Raw genomic sequence first — 17,816 nt, 5'->3', positions numbered from 1 at the left:
CCCGCACGACCGATCTATACCAATTTGAGTTTGTTCTTAGACGATTCCTACCCACCCCCGACCCCTCCGAAGGAGGGGAGAAACCCATTCATTACCAAAGACTTGTCCCCTCCCGGGAGGGGTGGCCCGCTTGCGGGCCGGGGTGGGTGGATCAGTGCCGTTTCATTCTGAAAGCGGTATCACAACGGTTCATAATCGATTGCGCGCCGCGTGGGCTCGGCGTCTCCAACCCATCGTGAGCTATGGAGGCGGGCCGCCCCCGGCCCGAGGAAAAAGGCCGGCGGTCCTCGCAAGTCAATTCCGGGCCACCCGCCGCGTCACCCAGAACAAGGCCTGGCCGGGATGCCGCGCCGAGGTCACCGCCATGGACTCGTACTCGGCGGCATGTTCCTGCCGGTAGCGGTTCAGCGCCTCGGCCTGCGCCGGGGTCAGCATGGGACCGCCTTCCAGGCCCTGCTCGCGCGCGAAGCCGTCGAAGATCAAGTCCGGCGGATGCCGCTCGATATCGAGCGCGTACTGCTCCGGGGAAAACCGGCCGGCCAGGCTGAAGCCCGGGATCCGCGCGGCCACGCGGTCATACACATCCTCCCGTCCGGCGAGGTCGGACGAGAATTTATAGAACGTGTTGGTGCGGCACAGGGGATGGCAGCTCATGTTCGCGATCACAAAACCGTTTTCGGGCGTCGCGGCCTCCACGAACCGGAACACGGCCTGCTGCTCGGCCCGGCCCTGCGCCACGGCAGGCTGCGCATAATGGAAAGCCGCCCGGACCGGAACCGCCGCGGCCAGCAGGAGCGTCAGGGCGCGGCCCCACGCCGGCGCGCGCGGCATCCGGCCCGCGAGGGCCTGCGCCGGGAAAACGGATCCCAGCAGGAACCACGTGCTGAAGTACTGGCTGTGCGGGCGCGAGACGGTCACCAGGCTCGCGGCCAGGAAGATCAGCACAACCGTCGGCAGGAGTTCCAGCCGCCGGGCGCGGATCGAATCGGCAAGCCAGACTCCCGCCCCGGCCACGACATACAGGAGCAAGCCGGGATGTTCCAGCAACGACATGCGGAACCCGTTGCGGAACGGATTCACCTGCTCGTACACCGCGTTGTATCGGAACGCCATGTCCCAGGCATGGACGGGTTCAATGCCCCAGGCGCGCAGCGCGAGGACGGCGGCGACAAGGCACCATCCCGCGCCGCCGAGGAGCGACAGGACCGGGCACCACGGCCGGCGGCCCCGGAAAAGCTCCCGCGCCAGCGCGGCCGGGCCGAGGAGGAGAGGCAGCAAGACGTACTTGTTGTTGCTAAGCAGGGCGGCCGCGATGCCCAGGCCGCCCAGGAACCAGCCCGCCGGCGAGCGCGCACCCGGTCGAAAGAGAAAATACAGGCTCCCGAAAAGCAGGGCGTTTGAGACCGCATCGGGCGAGAACTTCACCAGGTAATCGAGCACCGGCGCGCTGCACGCGACGATCCAGACCGCCAGCGCCGCCCACGGGCGCGCCCTGCGGTCCAAGCCCCGGCCCGCCAGGGCCGCGAGAAACGCCACGAACAACCCGCGCCCGGCGACGGCGAGCGCGCGGTACCACGCCAGCGCGCCGGCATCCTGCGGGCACAGCCTTGAAAAGGGCGCCAGCAGATACCAGTAAAACGGCAGGTGATTGGACGCGAAATCCCGGTACGGCACCGCGCCGCCCGACACCCGCCAGATGGTGTGCGCCGCCGAAATCTCGTCGTACGAGTACGACAGCCGCGTGGCGGCGGCCAGCACGGCGAGGACGGCCGCGACGGCCCAGGCCGCCCCGCCCCACGTCCCGCCGGACCGGAAGTTCATGGCCGATTTTCGGACGGCGGCGGCGGAAACGCGAGGATAAAGACCTCCTCGCCCCCGGGGCCGGGAACCGTGTCGAGCAGGCGATGCGGCACGCCGCGCGCCCGCAGGGTCTCCAGGTCTTCACGGGTGAGCAGCGCGCGCGTGGCGCCGTGGCGAACGGGATCCTCGAGATAGCGCGCCAGCCATTCCTCGTGCTGCTTGGGATAGATCTTGAAGACGTTCGGCCCGTAGGTGCCGAACGGCGCGGAGAGCGCGAAGATCCCGTTATAGTGCAGCGCGGGCAGGTACGGGGTGGACACCAGCCAGACCTGCCCGTCCTCGAATCGGTCGGGCGGCGCGGGCAGCGCCAGGTCGGGCCGCCACCCGCGGCCGTAGAGCCGGTCGAAATGCCGGAGTTCCGCGCGCAGGGCGGAGAGCGGACCTGCCGCGAGCAGAACGGTCAGCAGCACGAGGACGATCCTTCGAAGCCCCCGCGCGGGGATCAGCAGGCGAAGGTGCATCGGGAGCAGCAGAAGGGAGATCATCTGCGGCAGGAAAAACAGCCGGTGCAGGTCATTGGGCGCGTACCGGGATTGCACGAACATCGGCACCAACAGGAACACGACGCAACAGGCCGCGAGCGCCTTCCAGGCCGGCGGGAGCGCCAGGCCCCGGCGGCGCGCCGCCCAGCCGGCCAGCGGGATGAGCCAGAGGGAGGGCGGGAACTCGACCAGCAGGGCCGCCCAGAAACGGCCCTGCAGGAACCCCGGCTCGCCCAGACCCCAGCCGGGCATAAACGGCGCCCGCAGGCGCCAGCCCAGCATGCCCTCGCCCGCGGGCGCGTTGACCAGCGCGGCCGTGATCAGCCCGCCCTGGACACACGCCAGCGGCAGGGCCGCCGCCGCGGCGCACAAATACGTCGCGGCGTCCTTCCTCCACGCCGGCGACAGCCGCAACAGCAAGCCTGTCAAGACGCCCGCCAGGAACAAATCCTCCGCGACCAGCAGCAGCACGGCGTGGGTGACCAGGAACGCCACGAACTTCAGGCGGCCGGATTCGCGCGGGAAGAGCAGAAGCGCCCCCTGAAACAGGAACAGCGCCTGACCAAGCGGCGTCGGGCGACGCCCGACAAAGAAAGGCAGCGGATGGCAGGCGGTGTACAGCCCGCGACTCCACATATCCACATCCGAATCCACGAGGCGGCCCAGAAAGATCAGCCCGCCGCCGTAGAGCATCAGCGCCAGGGCCAGGACGGTCTCGCCCCGGCCGATACGCGCCGGCTCCGGCAGCTCGCGGTTGAGCCGGCGCAGCCAGGTCCAGGCCGCCATCAGCAGCAGCGCCAGGCCGGCCCACGAGGCCAGGTCCAGCGCCGTCTCCGTGTGCGCCGCCGGCGCGGCCCAGCGCATGATCCGCAGCACGGCGGCCGCCATGATGTTGAACCCGTAGTGATAGGGTAACAGCCTTTCCGGGCTCGCGAGGTCGCGCGCGGGGAGTTGGCCGCGGAGCAGGCTCCCCGTCAGCGGGACATGGCAGAGCCAGTCGTGCCCCATGTTCGCCCGCTGCACGAGGTAGAGCGGCAGCGACATCAGCAGGAACAAGGCGGACAGGAGGAAGGCGGATCGGAGCGCCGTCTCCTTCTTTAACGCGGGGAACAGCAGGGCCAGGGACAGACCCATGCCCAGCCCGGCCGCGAGGGTGAACGACGGCGGCCGGCCGAGCCAATAGCCCGCCGCCGCGCACAGGTTGGTGAAAAAAATGAAGAACGCGGCGAACGCGAGGACCGGGATGAAAGCCGGCTCCGGACCCGGCCTGCCGTCGCGATCCGCCCCGTTCACGGGATCGACCCCGGTCCCGTTTTCACCCGCCGAACCACGGCGAAGGGCGAATCAGGGATCTCCACGAATTCATATTCGTCCCGGCGCGATTCTAGAAACGCCTCGATGGCGCGGGTGCGCTGTTCGGTGTAGGGAGACCAGACCGGCCCCTGCTCCAAGAAGACGCCGAGGAAAATGACGGCCGGCGGCCGTTGCTGCAACTCGGCAAGGTAGGCCGGTTCCGTCATCCGATCGGCATGCGGCAGGTCGGGCAAAGCCTGCGCGGCCCACTCCAGGGCATCCCGGCCCCGGCCGTCGTAATCCATGATGATCTTGTAGAACGTGTTCGACCGGAACAACGGCTGCCAGGGGAACTCGGCCACCACGTACTCCTCCGGCGCCGCGTGACGCAGCAGGAAATCCGCCACGCGAACCTGCGTGGCGAGATCCGTTGAAATGGCCTGTCCGTCGGGCAGCCGGAACAACGGCTCCCGCCGCCCGCCGCCGCCCGTGACGCTGACGACCGCCAGGATCGCCACGAGGCTCCAGCACAGGATCTCCCAGCGCCGCGCCCGGGGCGGCGGTTCCCTCGCCACGAACAGCGCGGGAAACGTGGCGGCCAGCAGGAACCAGGAGGCCTTGTACTGGAGCCACGGCTTGGTCATCAGGAGCACCTGCGCCGCCAGGAAGATCGCCACGCCGACAGGCCAGAGGCCAAGGGTGGAGCGACGGTGGACTTGCTGCCAGACCACCCCGCCGGCGCCGAGAAGCATGTAGCCCAGCAGGAACGGATGACGCAGTACCGCGCGCCACAAACCGAAGCCGAACGTCCGCAGTTTTTCCGTGGCGGTGTTGTAACGCACCGCCAGTTGCCAGGCCTCGGACGGATCGATGCCATAGGCGCGCAGAAGGCCCCATGCCGCGGCCAGTGCCAGGGCCGCGCCGCCCGCGGCCCAGACAGCGGTGGAGACAAAACCGTTTCCGTCCTTCGACGCGGGCCCTGGGGCGGGGACGCGGACGGCGCGCCATCCGGCCCTCCATGCCGCGAGCGCGGCCAGGATCGCGGGCAGCAGCAGGTACTTGGTATTGACCAGCAGGGCCGCGGCGGTCAGGAATCCGCCGCCGCAGGCCGCGGCCCTCCGCGGCCGCCCCCGCAACAACCACAGTCCTCCGAGCAGGAGCGGATTGGCGAGGCTGTCGGGCCGGAATTCCACGAAGAAGGAGAGCGCGGGCGGAGCGAGCGCCACCAGGCCCACGGCCCCCAGCGCGCGGCCCCACGCGCCCGGGCCGCCGCCCCGGGCGGCGTGCGCGGCCAGCAGCGCCAGGAAGGCGACCTGGCCGGCCAGGGCCAGGTGACGCAGCACCGCGTACCACGCCGTGGTACTCTCCGGCAGGAGCCGGACGGCGGGACGCAGACCCATCCAGAAAAACGGCAGGTGGTTGGCCGCGAAGTCGCGGTAGGGTGTCTGGCCATGGTCCAGCAGCCAGGCCATGTGCGCGTGCGCCGCCTCGTCGTAGGTGAAGGGGCGCCGCCGGCTCTCCACGGCCGCCACGACCCACAACGTCAGGAGCGGCGCCGCCAGCCGCCATGCTTTTCCCTGAAGGATCCGCGTGGTCACGGCGTCATCATGGCGTATCCGCGGGCGCGCGATAAGAAAAAATATGCTATAGGTCCGGCATGTGCGGGATTGCCGGATTCACCACGTTCGGGGGAGGCGCGGACCGGGCGGAGGACATCCTCCGCGCGATGACCGCGACGCTGCAACCGAGGGGCCCGGACGGCGAGGGCTACCACGCGGCGCCGCCCGTCGCGCTCGGACACCGGCGGTTGAGCATCATCGACCTCGAGGGCGGCGCCCAGCCCATGTCCGCGACCGATGGGCGATACTGGATCGTCTACAACGGCGAGATTTACAACTACATCGAACTGCGAACCGAACTGGAAGCCAGGGGACAGGTTTTTTCCACGCACTCCGACACCGAGGTTCTGCTGCGCCAGTTAGCGCTCGACGGCATGGAGGGCGTGAAGCGGCTGAACGGTATGTTCGCGTTCGCGATCTGGGACCGCGACGAGCAGCGGCTGTGGCTCGGGCGCGACCGGATCGGCATCAAGCCGCTCTTCTACGCCGTGTGCGGCGGGGACCTGGTGTTTGCGTCCGAGCTCAAGGCCCTGCTCCGGCATCCGGCCGTGCCGCGCTCGCTGGACCGGCTCTCGGTCAGCAAGTATCTCACGTACGGCTACGTGCCCGCCCCGCACACCATGTACGAGGGGGTCCGCAAGCTCGAGGCGGGCGCGGTGCTGGCGTTCGACCGGCGGGGGCCCCGCCACGATTTCTACTGGGACATCCCGCTGACCGATCGCCCGGTCGACCCCGGCACCCGGGAGGAATGCGCGGCGGAGCTGCGCCGGCTCCTGGAGCGCTCGGTGCGCCGGCACCTGCGCAGCGACGTGCCCGTCGGCAGCTTCTTGAGCGGCGGCATCGACTCCGGCGTCGTCACCGCGCTGGCCGCGCGGGAGACCCGCGGCCGGCTGCAGACGTTCTCCATCCGGTTCGAGGAGGACAGCTACGACGAGTCGCCCTACGCCGCGGAAGTCGCGCGGCGGTACGGGACGGAGCATCACCACGAGGTGCTCTCCCGCCAGCGGGCCGCGGAACTCCTGCCCGACGCGCTGGCCCTGCCCGACGAGCCGCTGGCGGACGCCTCGCTCCTGCCCACCTGGCTGCTTTCAAAATATACGGCGGGCCACGTCAAGGTCGCGTTGAGCGGCGACGGCGGCGACGAGTTGTTTGCCGGCTATCCCTCGTTCCAGGCGCATAAGATCGTGGAGCGGCTGTCCTTCCTGCCCGCGGCCTGGCGGGACGGGCTGAACCGGCTCGCGCGCCGGATCCCGGTGTCGCACCGCTACGCGAGCCTGGAGTACCTGGCCCAGCAGTTCTTCAAGGGCGCGGGACTGTCCCCCGAGATCCGCTTTCTCCTCTGGATGGGCTGCTTCGGCAACAGCGAGAAGAAGGCGCTGCTGGCCGCGCCCATCCGCGAGCAGCTCGCGCTCCAGGATCCCTACGAGGACGTGTATCGCCACCTGGCCCGGAGCGGGCTGTCCGACTCGTTCGCGCGGCTGCTCTACCTGTGCATGAAGATGTACCTGCAGGACGGCGTCCTCGTGAAGGTGGACCGCGCCAGCATGGCGCATTCCCTGGAGGTGCGGGTGCCCCTGCTCGATCCGCCGCTCGTGGAGTTCGCCGCCCGGCTCCGGCCGGAGTATAAGCTGAACGGGCTGACGACCAAGTACCTCTTCAAGCTGGCGGCGCGCGACCTGCTGCCCCGCCGGATCATTCGCCGCCGCAAGGCCGGGTTCATGATCCCGCTGGCCTCCTGGCTCGGGCAGGACCTGCGCGCCTTCGTGGAGGAGGCCTGCGACCCCGCGGAAATCCGGAAAGACGGGCTTTTCGAGCCCGCGTTCGTGGAGACCCTGCTGAAGGAACACTTCCACCAGGTCCGGGACCACCGCAAAACCCTCTGGGCCCTGTTCTGTTTCCAGGCCTGGCGGCGCCGCGACCGGCTGTCCGCCTGATCTCCTTCCGGTTTCGGTTGACCGGCGCGGGGGGTGTCGTATGATGACCGCGTAACCCGAACAGGAGATGACCATGACGCATGCCAAGACCGCGTTTCGTGGGGTAGCGATGGGGATGGCCCTGGCGTTCTGCTCCATCCAGGCGGCGCGCGCCGGCTGGCCGGCCCCCGACCAGATGCAGGACGTTCGCAAGATCGCCGAGCAGCTCGTGCAGTGGTCCGCCAAGCTGCAGACGGAATACCGGGAGAAGTGGCCGGGCGACCAGGACTTTCTCAACCGCGCCGCCCGGTTCAACAACCGGTGCCAGCACCTGGTGAACATCCTGAACGTCGGCATCAGCAAGGGCGAAAACGGCCGGCACACGCAGTCGGCCTACGGGTCCGTACGCGAGACCTGGCGGGAGGTGTACACGGCCAGCGGCGCCTCGCACACCGAGAAGTGGAAAGAGCGCAGCGAGATCAACAAGCTGATGGACAAGCTGGCGCCCTACTACCAGTAATCTCTCCGCCCCGGGGAAAAGAAAAACGCCTGCCCGCCTCCACGGCGCGCAGGCGTTTTTCTCGCGTGCCCCGCTTACTCGTCTTGCAGGACCCTCACGCGGAAGTGACCGCGCCCCGCGGCCAAGCCGGCGTCCACAGACATCTCGGTAAGCACGCCCACCGCCGTGATGGGATCGGGCCCGCTGACCAGCGACCACTCGGGCGGCGGATCGCCGTCCAGGGGATCGGTGGTGTAGTAGACTTCGTACCGCTTGCCCACCACGGAATCCCACCCCACGAGGGCCTCCTGGCCGACGCCCTGCCGGATGCGGGCGAGGATGAAGACCGAGTCGGGATCGCGCAAGTCGGTGCCCGCGACCCATTCCTCCCAGTCGTTGACGCCGTCCGTGTCGCTGTGGGGATTGTTCGGGTCGGACCCCAGGCTTTCCTCCCAGGAGTTGTTCAGCCCGTCGCCGTCGTCATCCGACGAATCCAGCGGGTAGCGGGTCTTGTCGATGAGGAAATACAGGTGCCCCTCTTCCGGGACCCTCTGTGGGATGCCTTCCCCGTAGAACGACGCGCCTTCCTGCGTGGGGTCATTGAAGACCCGCACGAAGATGGACCGGTTCCTATCAACGCGGACCGTGTTGGATATGATCACGGAAATGATGCCGGGCGGAGAAATGCCGTCGATGCAGCCGGCGCCGACAAACGTCCGGCCTGTCGCCAGCATCTCGCTGTCGACGACCGGGGCATTGGCCGGGTTGGGATTCCCGCCGACGTCGGGCGCGTAGGGGAAATCGTTGGTGGCCCAGAGGACCATCACCAGGTCGCCGTTCTGGAGAACGGTCCCGTACTCGTCCACGGTGGTCGTGGTTTCGATGCCGAGATTCACGCTCAATTGCGCCGCCGCCGGCCCGACCATATAGAGAGCGAGGACGGCGGACAGAATCCCGCCGCGCCCCCCAAGCATGTTGGACGGTGTTCCGCTTTTCATGATGTACCGGCCTCCTTCGCCGGCCCCCGGGCCGGCGGTGCGGCTTTGCTCTTCTTCTTCATACTGGCGCCCATCCCGGCCAACAGGCCCGCCGAGAGCAGAACCAGGTGGATGGTGCTGGGCTCCGGAACAAACGTGAACGTGTTGGTTCGATTGGCCAGGTATCCGCCGATGAAGTCTTGCTCCACCACGAAGAAGTCGTAGTCGTTCGTGAAGATCACCGACTCGTTCCAGGCCACCTCGCCGCCGGTGAAACTCAATGTGTTGAAGAATCGTATGTAGAGATGGTTGATGTTCACCTCTTCATCGTCCCATGTGATCACCATGTCGGAAAGGAACGTGCCGTCAATGTCATCCACCCCGTCGTTGTAATAGGGCTGCCCAATCCGCACCATGCCCAGGACCACGTCATCTCCGGTGGCGGTCCCCGGGATATAGCCGCCGAACGCGGGCGCCATCGGATCAATCGTGGTATCGCCGCTTCCGTAGATGTAGACGATGGACCCATACGGAAGGGGCGTGACGCCATCGTTGAGATAAATCGACTGACTGACGTACGCGATGAGGCTGATGATGTCGGCGCGGGCGGGCAACCCGGCCAGGAGCATGAAGCCCAGAGCCAGCCTCCACATCCACGGCCTGCCTGTACGCACAACGGTCATTGGGCTCTTCGTTCCCATCGTTTTGCCAACCGACACCCCACGCTCCCGGCCGTCTAGACGGCCGGTGCGCCTTGATCAAAATACACCTCTGGATTCAATTACTACAGTACCGAGGTTGTCCCTGCCTGTCAACAGAAGCTCGGGCGGGTTTCGGAGCGCCGAGGCAAAACCCGCTCCGGGCTACCGAACCCATTGCGATCCAAGAGAATAGGCATCTCTTTTTCGGCGGAGTTTACAGGCCCTCCGCCGACTGGTAGTACTATTAGCCATGCATGCGCTTATCCGGCAACGACCCGGCGCCGCGGCCGCTCCATGGCAACCGCTTTTAATCTGTCTGGCCATACTCCCTTTGGGAACCGTCGCCGGGATCCTCGAGACGGACCACACCTTCTGGTTGACCGTCGAGACGGCGCCGCCCGGCGTCACGGTTTGCTCGGTCCCGGACGAGGATATCGGCGAACAGGTGCTGGGCGTCACGCCCTGCACCCTGGCCGTGGATTTGAACTGGGAGAGCCGCTGGTTCAGGAAGCGATGGGAACTGATCTCCGTCCGCTCGCCCGGAGGATTCTGCCGGCCGGCGTTCAGCACCAACGAAGGCTATCGCCTTTCCGCGCGCTTCACCCTTCGCAAGGAAGGCTGGAAGGAAATCCCCGTCGAAGCCACCCTGGCCACGCTGACGGACCCCGGGAAGGATTGGAGCGGCAAGGCTCAATGGCCGACCAAGCAAACGCTGCGGTTCGCCCTGGAAGCGCAGTCCCCGCAATCACCCGCCGCAGCCCCGGCGGCGCGCCCGGCGCCCCGGCGCGTGGTCCTGGCCGGAGCCGGGGAGGGATCCGGCAAGGTGGAAACGGGCCGGGTCACGATCTTCTGCGACACGCCCGGCGCGGAGATCCTGGTGGACGGCTATAATGCCGGCGCGCTGCCCGTGGAACTTCTGCTGCGCGCCGGCAGCCATGTCATCGAGGTGAGCCTGGGCCCCCGGGTGCTCTCGCGGCGCGAAATCCGGATCGATCCCGACGCCTCGCTTTCCCTCGAGGTCTCGCCGCGGGACTGACGGCGCAGCGCCGCTCACGTGGTCATCGTGTCGCCGAACTCGTCCTCGAGTTCCACGGGCGCGGCCTGTTCCTTCCCCCCGCGGGTCAGCAGCCAGTGCACCACGCCGAAAAGCCCGATGGGAATCACGGCGCCGTACACGATCAACTGCAGGAAGTTGAAATGGTACCGCAGGCCCGGCGTCATCCGGTAGAGGTTCCAGAAGATCAGCAGGCAGCTCAACCAGACCGCGCTGAAGTTCGGGATCGCGTCGCCCGAGCGCATCACGTGGAGCCCCATGAACCGCTTCTTCGTGATGGGGAAGAACAGGTTCGAGCCCATGAAGCCCAGTTGGTCCTCGATCAGGTGGGCCGCGTAGCCGGCGAGGATCACCACGGCGGCCTGCCAGTTCCAGACCAGCCAGCCGAGCAGCGCCCAGACCCCGCCCACCAGGAAGCTGTGACTCCAGTTGCGATGCCACGGCAGGAAGTGGAGGACGACGCGCCCCTGTTCGTCCGCCTCGAGGGCAAAGGTCGGCCCGTCGAAAATGTCCACGCGCGTCGTGGCATCGTAGGTCTGGACGATCGGCGCGCTCAACTTCGCCCGGCCGACGGCCCGCTCCCCGGGCTCGCTGCCCGGCACGGGGACCTGGCCCGTGTTGACCACGGGGCCGATCCGCACCTGGACCTCCTGGTTCTCGGCGTCGAACCGCACCACGTACTGGCGCCAGTAGTCCGCGCCCATGCGCACGGTGTTGAGCTTGATCCGCACCGCGCGGCCGGCCGTGCGCGCCCGGTCCACCGCCTGGGCCAGCGCGTCGGCGATCGCCTGCGGGTCGGGATTCTGCGGGTCGGGGTCCACGTAGAAGTCGTGCCGGTAGAAGAACCGGTAGAACTTGAAGTCGATCGTGTCCGGCAGGATGCCGAACGCGCCGCCGAGGACGAAGTACAACGGGTTCCCCTCCGTGGCCGCCTCCACCGCCCACGGGCAGAACGACGCCGCCATCACCCCGCTGACAAAATGGGATATGCCTTTCATCTCGGGTCTCCTTTCAGATGAGCCGCAGCCACCGGGCGATCTGCTGGCCGAAGCCGGACATGTTGCAGGCGATGGGCAGCAGCAGGATGCCCAGGCAGTTCAGCCGGCGCGAGGCGAACAGCACCGGGATCAGCCCGATGCCCGTCGCCACGATCATCACCGCGAGCCCGCCCCACCCCGTCATCAGGTACACGATGGCCAGGATGATGATCAGCGCCAGCGCGGACGCGTTGCGGTAGTGCACTTTTTCGATGAACCGGATCGTGGCCCGCGTCAGCGGGCTCATCATCAGGAAGGCCACCGCGCCGGCGACCGCGATCGCGCCCAGGACCATGAAGTAGTCCCCGTACCCCCGCGGCACGGAGATGCCCTTGATCATCCACGCCGCGCCGCCCCGCGTGATCCCGAGGCCGGGCACGAAGAGCAGCATGAAGGAGCCCACGTAGTAGACCAGCTTCGAGACGCCCTGGGACATGATGAAGACCTTCTCGTCGCGCTGCGCCGTCGCGTGCCCGGCCAGCAGGCCGCCGATGCCGCCCGTGATCACCGGGAAGAAGGCCGCGAAACCGCCGCCCAGCCCGCCGGCCGCGGTGCTGCGCAGGATGAGATCGCCGTTCAGTTCCAGCGCGGCCGCCGTGCGCTGGGGCGGGACGTTCGCCCCGCTGATCATGTTCAACAGGCACCACGGCACGGCGAACAGGCCCACGAACGCCGGCATGATGTTCTGGAACGCCATCTCCACGGAGACGGGCGACCGGTAGAGGAGGATGAACCCGAGCAGCCCGGAGAGGAAGAAGGTCGCCAGGCCCGCCCCCAGCGAGCGCCAGGCGTCCGCGAACTTGGCCAGGCCGGCCGGACCCCAGTTGCCCCCCTTCGGCCATTCCGACATGAGGATGTACGTGATGATCACCCACAGGATCCAGTGCATGTGCGGCCGCAGCACGCCCTGCACCACGGGCAGCACCCGCGGCGCGAACGGCCCCACCACGCACACCAGGAAGAAGACGCCCGCCAGCCCCCCGACCCCCGTGATCATCGTCCCCTCGTAGCCGCGGCCGCTCATCAGGTACTTCTGACCCGGCAGCACGGTGAACATCGCGCTCTCGTCCGGCGCGCCCAGCAGGATGGAAGGGATGGTGTTGAGCATGGACCAGCCGACCACGACGCCCGCCATGAACGGCACGAACAACTCGCCCTGCTGCGCCGTGATCAGGCCCTGCTCGACCAGCCAGTAGAACAACAGCATCAGCGCGCCCAGCACGTTGTAGGCGTGGAGGGCGGGCAGTACGGAGATCACGCTGGAGAGCACGGTGCCCAGCACCGTGACGCCCAGGACCGTCAGGATGTTCAGGATCATGACCTCGCTCCGGTTATTCCAACACGAGCGCCTGCGGATTCGCCGGCACGAGCTGCAGCGTCCCCTGGTAATCGCCGATCATTCCCGTCGCCTTGACCGTGCGGCCGGGCTCGAGACGATCCCGCTCCGGGCCCGGCACCATCCGGTCCCACAACAGCAGGTCGAGCTGCCCCGTGCCGTCGTTCAACGGGTAGACGACGCCCTTCATCAGCGACCGGGGCTCGCCGAGCGTGCCGCGCACGGTGAACACGCGCCCCTTCATCTCCGCGGTCAGCTTCCCGATTTCCACCAGGCCCTCGCCCTCGGGTGCGGGGGTCGCCACCGGCTCGACGTCCACCAGCCGCACCTTCGATGAATGGTTTACCTTGATCTGCACCGTCTCCTGGTACACGTCCACCAGGCCGCTCACCTTCATCAGCACGCCCGTGACCGGGCTGTTCTCCCCGAGCTGTTGCGCGACCTCGTCCCAGTACACGACGGAAACCCGGCGCCCGCCCTCCTCGAGCACGAGGGTATGCGGCGCCCGCGTGCCCGGCTCCGGGTCCCGGATTTCCGCGACACGCCCCATGACCGTGATGACCTTCCCCTTCAATTCCGCCGTCACGTCCGCGATCTCCGTGGCCGCCACCACGCGGCTGGGAACCGGTTTATCGGCGGCCGCCGGGGCCGCGGAAGTGGGTTCCGCCGGCGCGCCCGGCCCGGCCACCTGCCGCCGGGCCGAGTCGGCGGCCTTGACCTCGAGATCCTCCCCCCGGTTCAGCATCAACTGGAGTTTTTCCTTGTACGTGCGTACGCTCACGCGTGCCCGCACGGCCGCCCCCGGGATCAGCAACGGCTTGTCCGGGATGTCCGGGTAGAGGTCCGGCCAGAAGGTGATGGCGCCTTCGCCGGACTCATCCCGCAGCTCGATCACCCACGGCTGCCGGCTTTCCGGCTTCGGCGGATTCACCGCCGTGAGGGTGCCCTCGACCAAGATGCTCTCGCCCACCAACCCGCCGCCGACCTCGCCGAGCGGAGTGACCGGCACGTCGGCGCGATCGAGCTTCAGGTGCTCGGCAATCTGCAGGCGCATGACCACCTCGTCGTCCGCCGTCAGGCTCAACGCGCCCGCCACCTCGACACGGTCGCCGGAGGCCGGCACGAGCCGCTGCTCCACCAGGGACTCGGCCTGCGCGCGGAACGCCGTCACGGAGATCTCACCCGTGCCGTCATCCACCGTGAACCGCATCGAGCGCACCTTGCCGGCCTCCTTGAAGATGCGGGGATCGTCGGCCACGGTGCCCACCACGCGCACGTAGGCGAAGTTCATCGTCGGCTTGATCTCCGCGATGCGCACGATCGGCAGTTCCCGGTGCGTCGCCATCAGGTAAAGCAGCCCCAGCCCGATGGTGCCCAACCCGAGGGCGGCATAGCGGAAGACCCGGATGCTGATACGCTTCTCCACGCGCGCCCCGCAGCGGGGGCATCGGGTCAGGGCCCCGACAAATTGCCCGCATTGGGCGCAGGTGATCTCCGCAGGCTGATCCGCATGACCCGGCAGGGGGTTCGTCGTCATGACTTTTCCTTTCCACGCCCGGTCGCCGGAAGCGGGACCGGTGCCTTTAGGGAGGTCGAATATAGCCTCGAATGGCCGCCTTGCCTAGAGGGTATTTCCACAACGTGTTCTCGGCAGAGACCGCCGCCTCTCTGCAAGGCAAGCCCACATTCTTAAAAACGAGAGGGCTCCCGATTCGCCGTTGGATGCCCGCGCTCTCGAGAACGCGGAAATTCGGCGATTCCCATCGGAATGTCGGGTCAGGCGCGATTCTTGCTTTAAAACATGATGAAGATTTTTTACCGGGGGCGAAAGGTCATGATGAATACGATGGCAGCGTTCTGCATCACTGTGTTGTTTTCGGTCTGGGTCTGGTCGTTGAAGCATGAACTGGCGGAGATGCAGAAGCGAATCAGCCCGGCCATCCACATCCCGCCCGATCCCATGGATGTGGGCAGCCGGGCCGGCCGTTCGATCACGTCCGGAACACCGACCTGGACCCTGGAGTAACCGCTCGCCGGCGAGGGCAGCTAGTCCGACAACACGGTTTCATTCCCGACCAGTTGTTCCACGCGGCCCACGCCCAGGAGAAACAGGGCCGTGGTGAACTCACGCTTCAAACGATGAATTAGCCGGCCGACCGCTTCGGCCGATTCCATCGCCAGCTTGAGGAACGGCGACGCCATGCCGCAGAGCGAGGCCCCAAGCGCCATCGCCTTGACCATGTCGATTCCTGAACGCAGGCCGCCGGACGCGATCAGCGTCAACCGGTCGCGCCAGGGCTTCAACGCCCGCAGCGCCTCGGGCGTCGGAATGCCCCAGTCCTGGAAAACCAGCCCAAGATGATCGCCCTCCTCTTCCGCCAGGCTATGGTGCTCGATGCGGCTCCAGGAGGTGCCGCCCGCGCCCGCGACGTCCACGTAACGGACTCCGGCGCGGAACAGGAGTTCGGCATCCTCGAGGGAAATCCCCGCGCCGACTTCCTTGACTACCACCGGCTTGTCCAGCGCCCGCGCGACGGCGCCGATCTTGTCCGCCAGGCCCGCGAAATCGGTGTCGCCCTTCGGCTGGACGGCCTCCTGGAGCGGGTTGAGGTGCAGGCACAGCGCGTCGGCGCCCGACACCGCCAGCGCCTCGCGGCATTGCTCGACGCCGAACCCGCGGTTGAACTGAACGGCGCCGAGGTTGGCGAAGAGCAGGGCCGTCGGAGCGTGCGGGCGGATTTCAAAGCTCGCGCGCGCGGCCGGGTTGGTGAACATCACCCGCTGCGACCCGACGCCCAGCGCCACGCCGGCCTTCTCGGCGGCCAGGGCGAGGTTGCGGTTGATCCGGCGCAGCACGTCATGGTCGCCGCCGGTCATCGAGGAGATCAGGAGCGGGAAGGAAAGCCGCTTGCCCATGAATTCTATCGAAGGATCCACGTCCGCGAGATTCAATTCCGGCAGGGCGCGATGCTTCAGGCGAATCGCGTCAAAGTAATGGCGGCGGCGGTCCGAGTCCGGGTCGGACTCGATGATCCGCAGGTGCGCCAGCTTCCGCTCGTTGATCTTGTCCATTTAGCCCGCAGATTACGCAGATGAGCGCAGATGTCCACTACGGAGGTGGGGGCGGACGTTTCTTCTGATTCACAAGCCGTTCGTATTCCAAGCCTGGGAAATGGCCGAAATTGACCAGGAGTCCCACTTCGTATCCGGTGGCATGAAGATAGTTGAGAAGCTGCGCCCGATGCTCGTCCGTCAGCTTGGACACAGCCTTGAGTTCCACGATGACCTTATCGTAACAGGCAAAATCCGGTTCGTAGGATTGCCTCAGCACATGCCCCTTGTATGTCAACTTTAACTTCCGTTGAGGGATGAAAGGAATTTGGCGAAGACCCAGTTCGATTTCCATGCACTCCTGATAAACGGGTTCCAGAAAACCGCATCCCTTGATGTTATACACTTCGAAACACGCCCCCAGAATGGCATAGGTCTCCTTCCCCAAAGGGAAAGCACCCCCCTCTTCCTCTTGAGTATCTGCGTTCATCTGCGTGATCTGCGGGCTTCCCCGTGTCATCTGCAGGCATCCTTCCTTTCCAGTTTCAGGTGCGCGCGCATGAGCTCGCCGGGGTTGGTCTGGGCGGCGAGGAGGGAGAGTTCGCCGCACAGGACCGCCGCCGCGCACAGCACCGCCAGCCGCCGCGCCCCGCCGCCGCCCGCGCAGCCCAGCCGCTCCAGGTTCGCGCGCACGAACTCCAGGTCCTTGCCGCTGCCGACGGTGCCGACGATCAGGTGCGGGAGGCTCACGGAGAAATAGAGGTCGCCGCCGCGCGCCTCGGCATGCGTAAGGCCCTGGGAGCCCTCGACGATATTCGCCGCGTCCTGCCCGGTGGCCAGGTAGAAGGCCAGCAGCATGTTGGCGAAGTGCGCGTTGGCGCTGCGCAGCCCGCCCGCCAGCATCGTGCCGATAAGGTTCTTTTTTATGTTCAGGTCCGCGATCTTCTCCGGCGTGGTCCGGAGGAGTTTCTCGCAGACCGCGCGCGGGACGATCAACTCGGCGATCACATGCCGGCCGCGCCCAAGGATGCCGTTGACGGCGGAGGGCTTCTTGTCCGTGCAGTAGTTTCCGGAAATGGAGACGTACTTGAGCGCGGGGTACTCCCGCAGGAGCCAGTCGAGCATCGCCTCGGCGGCGCGGGTGAGCATGTTGTGGCCCGAGGCGTCGCCGGGATGGCCCTCGAGCCGGACGTAGAGCAGGTTCGCGGCGTGCTGCACGTGGAGGTCGAGGAACTTCAGGAACCGGCTGGTTTTCTCGACGACCGCGGCGACGTCCGGCTTCCGGCGGCGCAGTTCCGCGCCGACCCGGACGGCCTCGGCCGCGTCCGGCGCTTCGACGAGGACGGACCGGGTCATGCGCTCGTCCACGACCGCGGCGCAAATCCCCTCCGTCGCCATGCTCACGCGCGCGCCGCGGTCCACGGACGGCCACAGCGGCGTCTCGAACGTCGCCAGCGGGACCTCGACTTCGCCGGTCACCTCCGGCCCGGCCAGCCGGATCGGCCCCGCCCACCGCAGGGGAATGTTCGCGAATTCCGCCGTTTTATCCGTGCTCATGGCCCCACTGGATACAGGCTTCCCCGGCGCAAACAAGAAAAAACCTTTTTCGCTTTCCTCCCCCCGCGGCCCGTTCTAGACTGGCCCGTGGGCGGTCGTTTAACGTGTAGAGGCTTTTCAACTCAAACGCGGAGGTTGATGTGAAAGCCGTGCCTTGGCGTTCCCTGCTGCTTGCGGTCCTCGCCCTCCTCCTCGCCGCCGACCCGGCGGACGCCGCGAAGGAGAAGAAGAAGGAGAAGTCCAAACCGGCCGCGGAGAAAAAAGCCGCGCGGAAGAAGGCCAAGCCCAAAGCGGAGCCGAAGGCGGAAGCCCCGGCGGAAGAGAAGGCCGCCGCGACCCTCCCCCCGCCGAGTTGACGGTCGGCGTCCAGTTCCGCGACGACGAGGCGGAAGGCCTGGGCGACGTCCTCGTCCCCGCGTGGCGGTTCCCCTCGGGCC

16 protein-coding genes are annotated in these 17,816 nt (G+C 67.2%); 5 read left to right on the top strand and 11 right to left on the bottom strand.

Annotation, left to right across the window (positions count from 1 at the left end):
- Positions 1–294: 294 nt before the first annotated feature.
- The 3 genes from KA248_10560 to KA248_10550 are packed head-to-tail and all read right to left on the bottom strand — an operon-like array spanning position 295 to position 5,233.
- Positions 295–1,821, bottom strand: a complete 1,527-nt coding sequence (locus KA248_10560; protein ID MBP7830347.1) for a hypothetical protein — start codon at positions 1,819–1,821, stop codon at positions 295–297.
- Complete coding sequence (locus KA248_10555; GenBank protein MBP7830346.1) at positions 1,818–3,635, bottom strand: hypothetical protein; 1,818 nt, start codon at positions 3,633–3,635, stop codon at positions 1,818–1,820. The genes KA248_10560 and KA248_10555 overlap by 4 nt, the downstream gene beginning before the upstream one ends.
- Positions 3,632–5,233: a hypothetical protein gene (locus tag KA248_10550; protein MBP7830345.1), complete on the bottom strand. Its 1,602-nt coding sequence runs from the start codon at positions 5,231–5,233 to the stop codon at positions 3,632–3,634. Before KA248_10550 ends, KA248_10555 begins: the two co-directional genes overlap by 4 nt.
- A 59-nt stretch (positions 5,234–5,292) precedes the next feature.
- Between KA248_10550 and asnB the strand changes: the two genes are divergently transcribed.
- Positions 5,293–7,188, top strand: a complete 1,896-nt coding sequence (gene asnB / locus KA248_10545) for an asparagine synthase (glutamine-hydrolyzing) (protein ID MBP7830344.1) — start codon at positions 5,293–5,295, stop codon at positions 7,186–7,188.
- Between the two features lie 73 nt (positions 7,189–7,261).
- Entirely contained in the window at positions 7,262–7,687 is a 426-nt protein-coding gene (locus KA248_10540; GenBank protein ID MBP7830343.1) for a hypothetical protein, read from the top strand.
- A gap of 74 nt (positions 7,688–7,761) precedes the next feature.
- Here KA248_10540 and KA248_10535 read toward each other — a convergent pair whose 3' ends face one another.
- Positions 7,762–8,664, bottom strand: coding sequence for a hypothetical protein (locus KA248_10535; GenBank protein MBP7830342.1), 903 nt, complete (start codon positions 8,662–8,664; stop codon positions 7,762–7,764).
- A complete protein-coding gene (locus KA248_10530) occupies positions 8,661–9,296 on the bottom strand; it encodes a hypothetical protein (GenBank protein MBP7830341.1) in 636 nt (211 codons plus the stop codon). Before KA248_10530 ends, KA248_10535 begins: the two co-directional genes overlap by 4 nt.
- Positions 9,297–9,675: 379 nt before the next feature.
- Here KA248_10530 and KA248_10525 point away from each other — a divergent pair, with 379 nt between their 5' ends.
- Positions 9,676–10,380, top strand: coding sequence for a PEGA domain-containing protein (locus tag KA248_10525; GenBank protein ID MBP7830340.1), 705 nt, complete (start codon positions 9,676–9,678; stop codon positions 10,378–10,380).
- A 14-nt stretch (positions 10,381–10,394) separates the two neighbouring features.
- Here the strand turns inward: KA248_10525 and KA248_10520 are convergent, their stop codons facing one another.
- The 3 genes from KA248_10520 to KA248_10510 are packed head-to-tail and all read right to left on the bottom strand — an operon-like array spanning position 10,395 to position 14,308.
- Positions 10,395–11,396 carry a metal-dependent hydrolase gene (locus KA248_10520; protein MBP7830339.1) on the bottom strand — a complete coding sequence of 334 codons (1,002 nt, stop codon included), beginning with the start codon at positions 11,394–11,396 and terminating at the stop codon, positions 10,395–10,397.
- Between the two features lie 13 nt (positions 11,397–11,409).
- Complete coding sequence (locus KA248_10515) at positions 11,410–12,753, bottom strand: tripartite tricarboxylate transporter permease (protein MBP7830338.1); 1,344 nt, start codon at positions 12,751–12,753, stop codon at positions 11,410–11,412.
- Positions 12,754–12,766: 13 nt separating this feature from the next.
- The gene (locus tag KA248_10510) at positions 12,767–14,308 is read right to left on the bottom strand and encodes a hypothetical protein (protein ID MBP7830337.1); all 1,542 of its coding nucleotides are present in this window, start codon (positions 14,306–14,308) and stop codon (positions 12,767–12,769) included.
- A gap of 297 nt (positions 14,309–14,605) precedes the next feature.
- Between KA248_10510 and KA248_10505 the strand changes: the two genes are divergently transcribed.
- Entirely contained in the window at positions 14,606–14,797 is a 192-nt protein-coding gene (locus KA248_10505; GenBank protein MBP7830336.1) for a hypothetical protein, read from the top strand.
- Between the two features lie 20 nt (positions 14,798–14,817).
- On the opposite strand, the gene fni is transcribed toward KA248_10505, so the two are convergent.
- The 3 genes from fni to KA248_10490 are packed head-to-tail and all read right to left on the bottom strand — an operon-like array spanning position 14,818 to position 17,379.
- Positions 14,818–15,843, bottom strand: coding sequence for a type 2 isopentenyl-diphosphate Delta-isomerase (gene fni, locus KA248_10500; GenBank protein ID MBP7830335.1), 1,026 nt, complete (start codon positions 15,841–15,843; stop codon positions 14,818–14,820).
- Positions 15,844–15,880: 37 nt separating this feature from the next.
- On the bottom strand, positions 15,881–16,312 hold the full coding sequence (locus KA248_10495) for a GxxExxY protein (protein MBP7830334.1): 432 nt from the start codon (positions 16,310–16,312) through the stop codon (positions 15,881–15,883).
- A gap of 26 nt (positions 16,313–16,338) precedes the next feature.
- Entirely contained in the window at positions 16,339–17,379 is a 1,041-nt protein-coding gene (locus tag KA248_10490; protein ID MBP7830333.1) for a hydroxymethylglutaryl-CoA reductase, read from the bottom strand.
- Positions 17,380–17,519: 140 nt separating this feature from the next.
- Here KA248_10490 and KA248_10485 point away from each other — a divergent pair, with 140 nt between their 5' ends.
- Entirely contained in the window at positions 17,520–17,735 is a 216-nt protein-coding gene (locus KA248_10485) for a hypothetical protein (GenBank protein ID MBP7830332.1), read from the top strand.
- Positions 17,736–17,816 lie beyond the last annotated feature (81 nt).

Source organism: Kiritimatiellia bacterium, assembly GCA_018001225.1.
GTDB lineage: Bacteria > Verrucomicrobiota > Kiritimatiellia > CAIQIC01 > JAGNIJ01 > JAGNIJ01.
This window is presented reverse-complemented; position numbering and strand designations above follow the sequence as displayed.

What these genes read in the sequence shown, in the direction of transcription:
- KA248_10515 (MBP7830338.1), bottom strand. Translation starts at nt 12,753, where the DNA reads ATGATCCTGAACATCCTGACGGTCCTGGGCGTCACGGTGCTGGGCACC.
- KA248_10560 (MBP7830347.1), bottom strand. Translation starts at nt 1,821, where the DNA reads ATGAACTTCCGGTCCGGCGGGACGTGGGGCGGGGCGGCCTGGGCCGTC.
- fni (MBP7830335.1), bottom strand. Translation starts at nt 15,843, where the DNA reads ATGGACAAGATCAACGAGCGGAAGCTGGCGCACCTGCGGATCATCGAG.
- KA248_10530 (MBP7830341.1), bottom strand. Translation starts at nt 9,296, where the DNA reads ATGTGGAGGCTGGCTCTGGGCTTCATGCTCCTGGCCGGGTTGCCCGCC.
- KA248_10535 (MBP7830342.1), bottom strand. Translation starts at nt 8,664, where the DNA reads ATGAAAAGCGGAACACCGTCCAACATGCTTGGGGGGCGCGGCGGGATT.
- KA248_10505 (MBP7830336.1), top strand. Translation starts at nt 14,606, where the DNA reads ATGATGAATACGATGGCAGCGTTCTGCATCACTGTGTTGTTTTCGGTC.
- KA248_10495 (MBP7830334.1), bottom strand. Translation starts at nt 16,312, where the DNA reads ATGAACGCAGATACTCAAGAGGAAGAGGGGGGTGCTTTCCCTTTGGGG.
- KA248_10490 (MBP7830333.1), bottom strand. Translation starts at nt 17,379, where the DNA reads ATGAGCACGGATAAAACGGCGGAATTCGCGAACATTCCCCTGCGGTGG.
- KA248_10520 (MBP7830339.1), bottom strand. Translation starts at nt 11,396, where the DNA reads ATGAAAGGCATATCCCATTTTGTCAGCGGGGTGATGGCGGCGTCGTTC.
- KA248_10540 (MBP7830343.1), top strand. Translation starts at nt 7,262, where the DNA reads ATGACGCATGCCAAGACCGCGTTTCGTGGGGTAGCGATGGGGATGGCC.
- KA248_10510 (MBP7830337.1), bottom strand. Translation starts at nt 14,308, where the DNA reads ATGACGACGAACCCCCTGCCGGGTCATGCGGATCAGCCTGCGGAGATC.
- asnB (MBP7830344.1), top strand. Translation starts at nt 5,293, where the DNA reads ATGTGCGGGATTGCCGGATTCACCACGTTCGGGGGAGGCGCGGACCGG.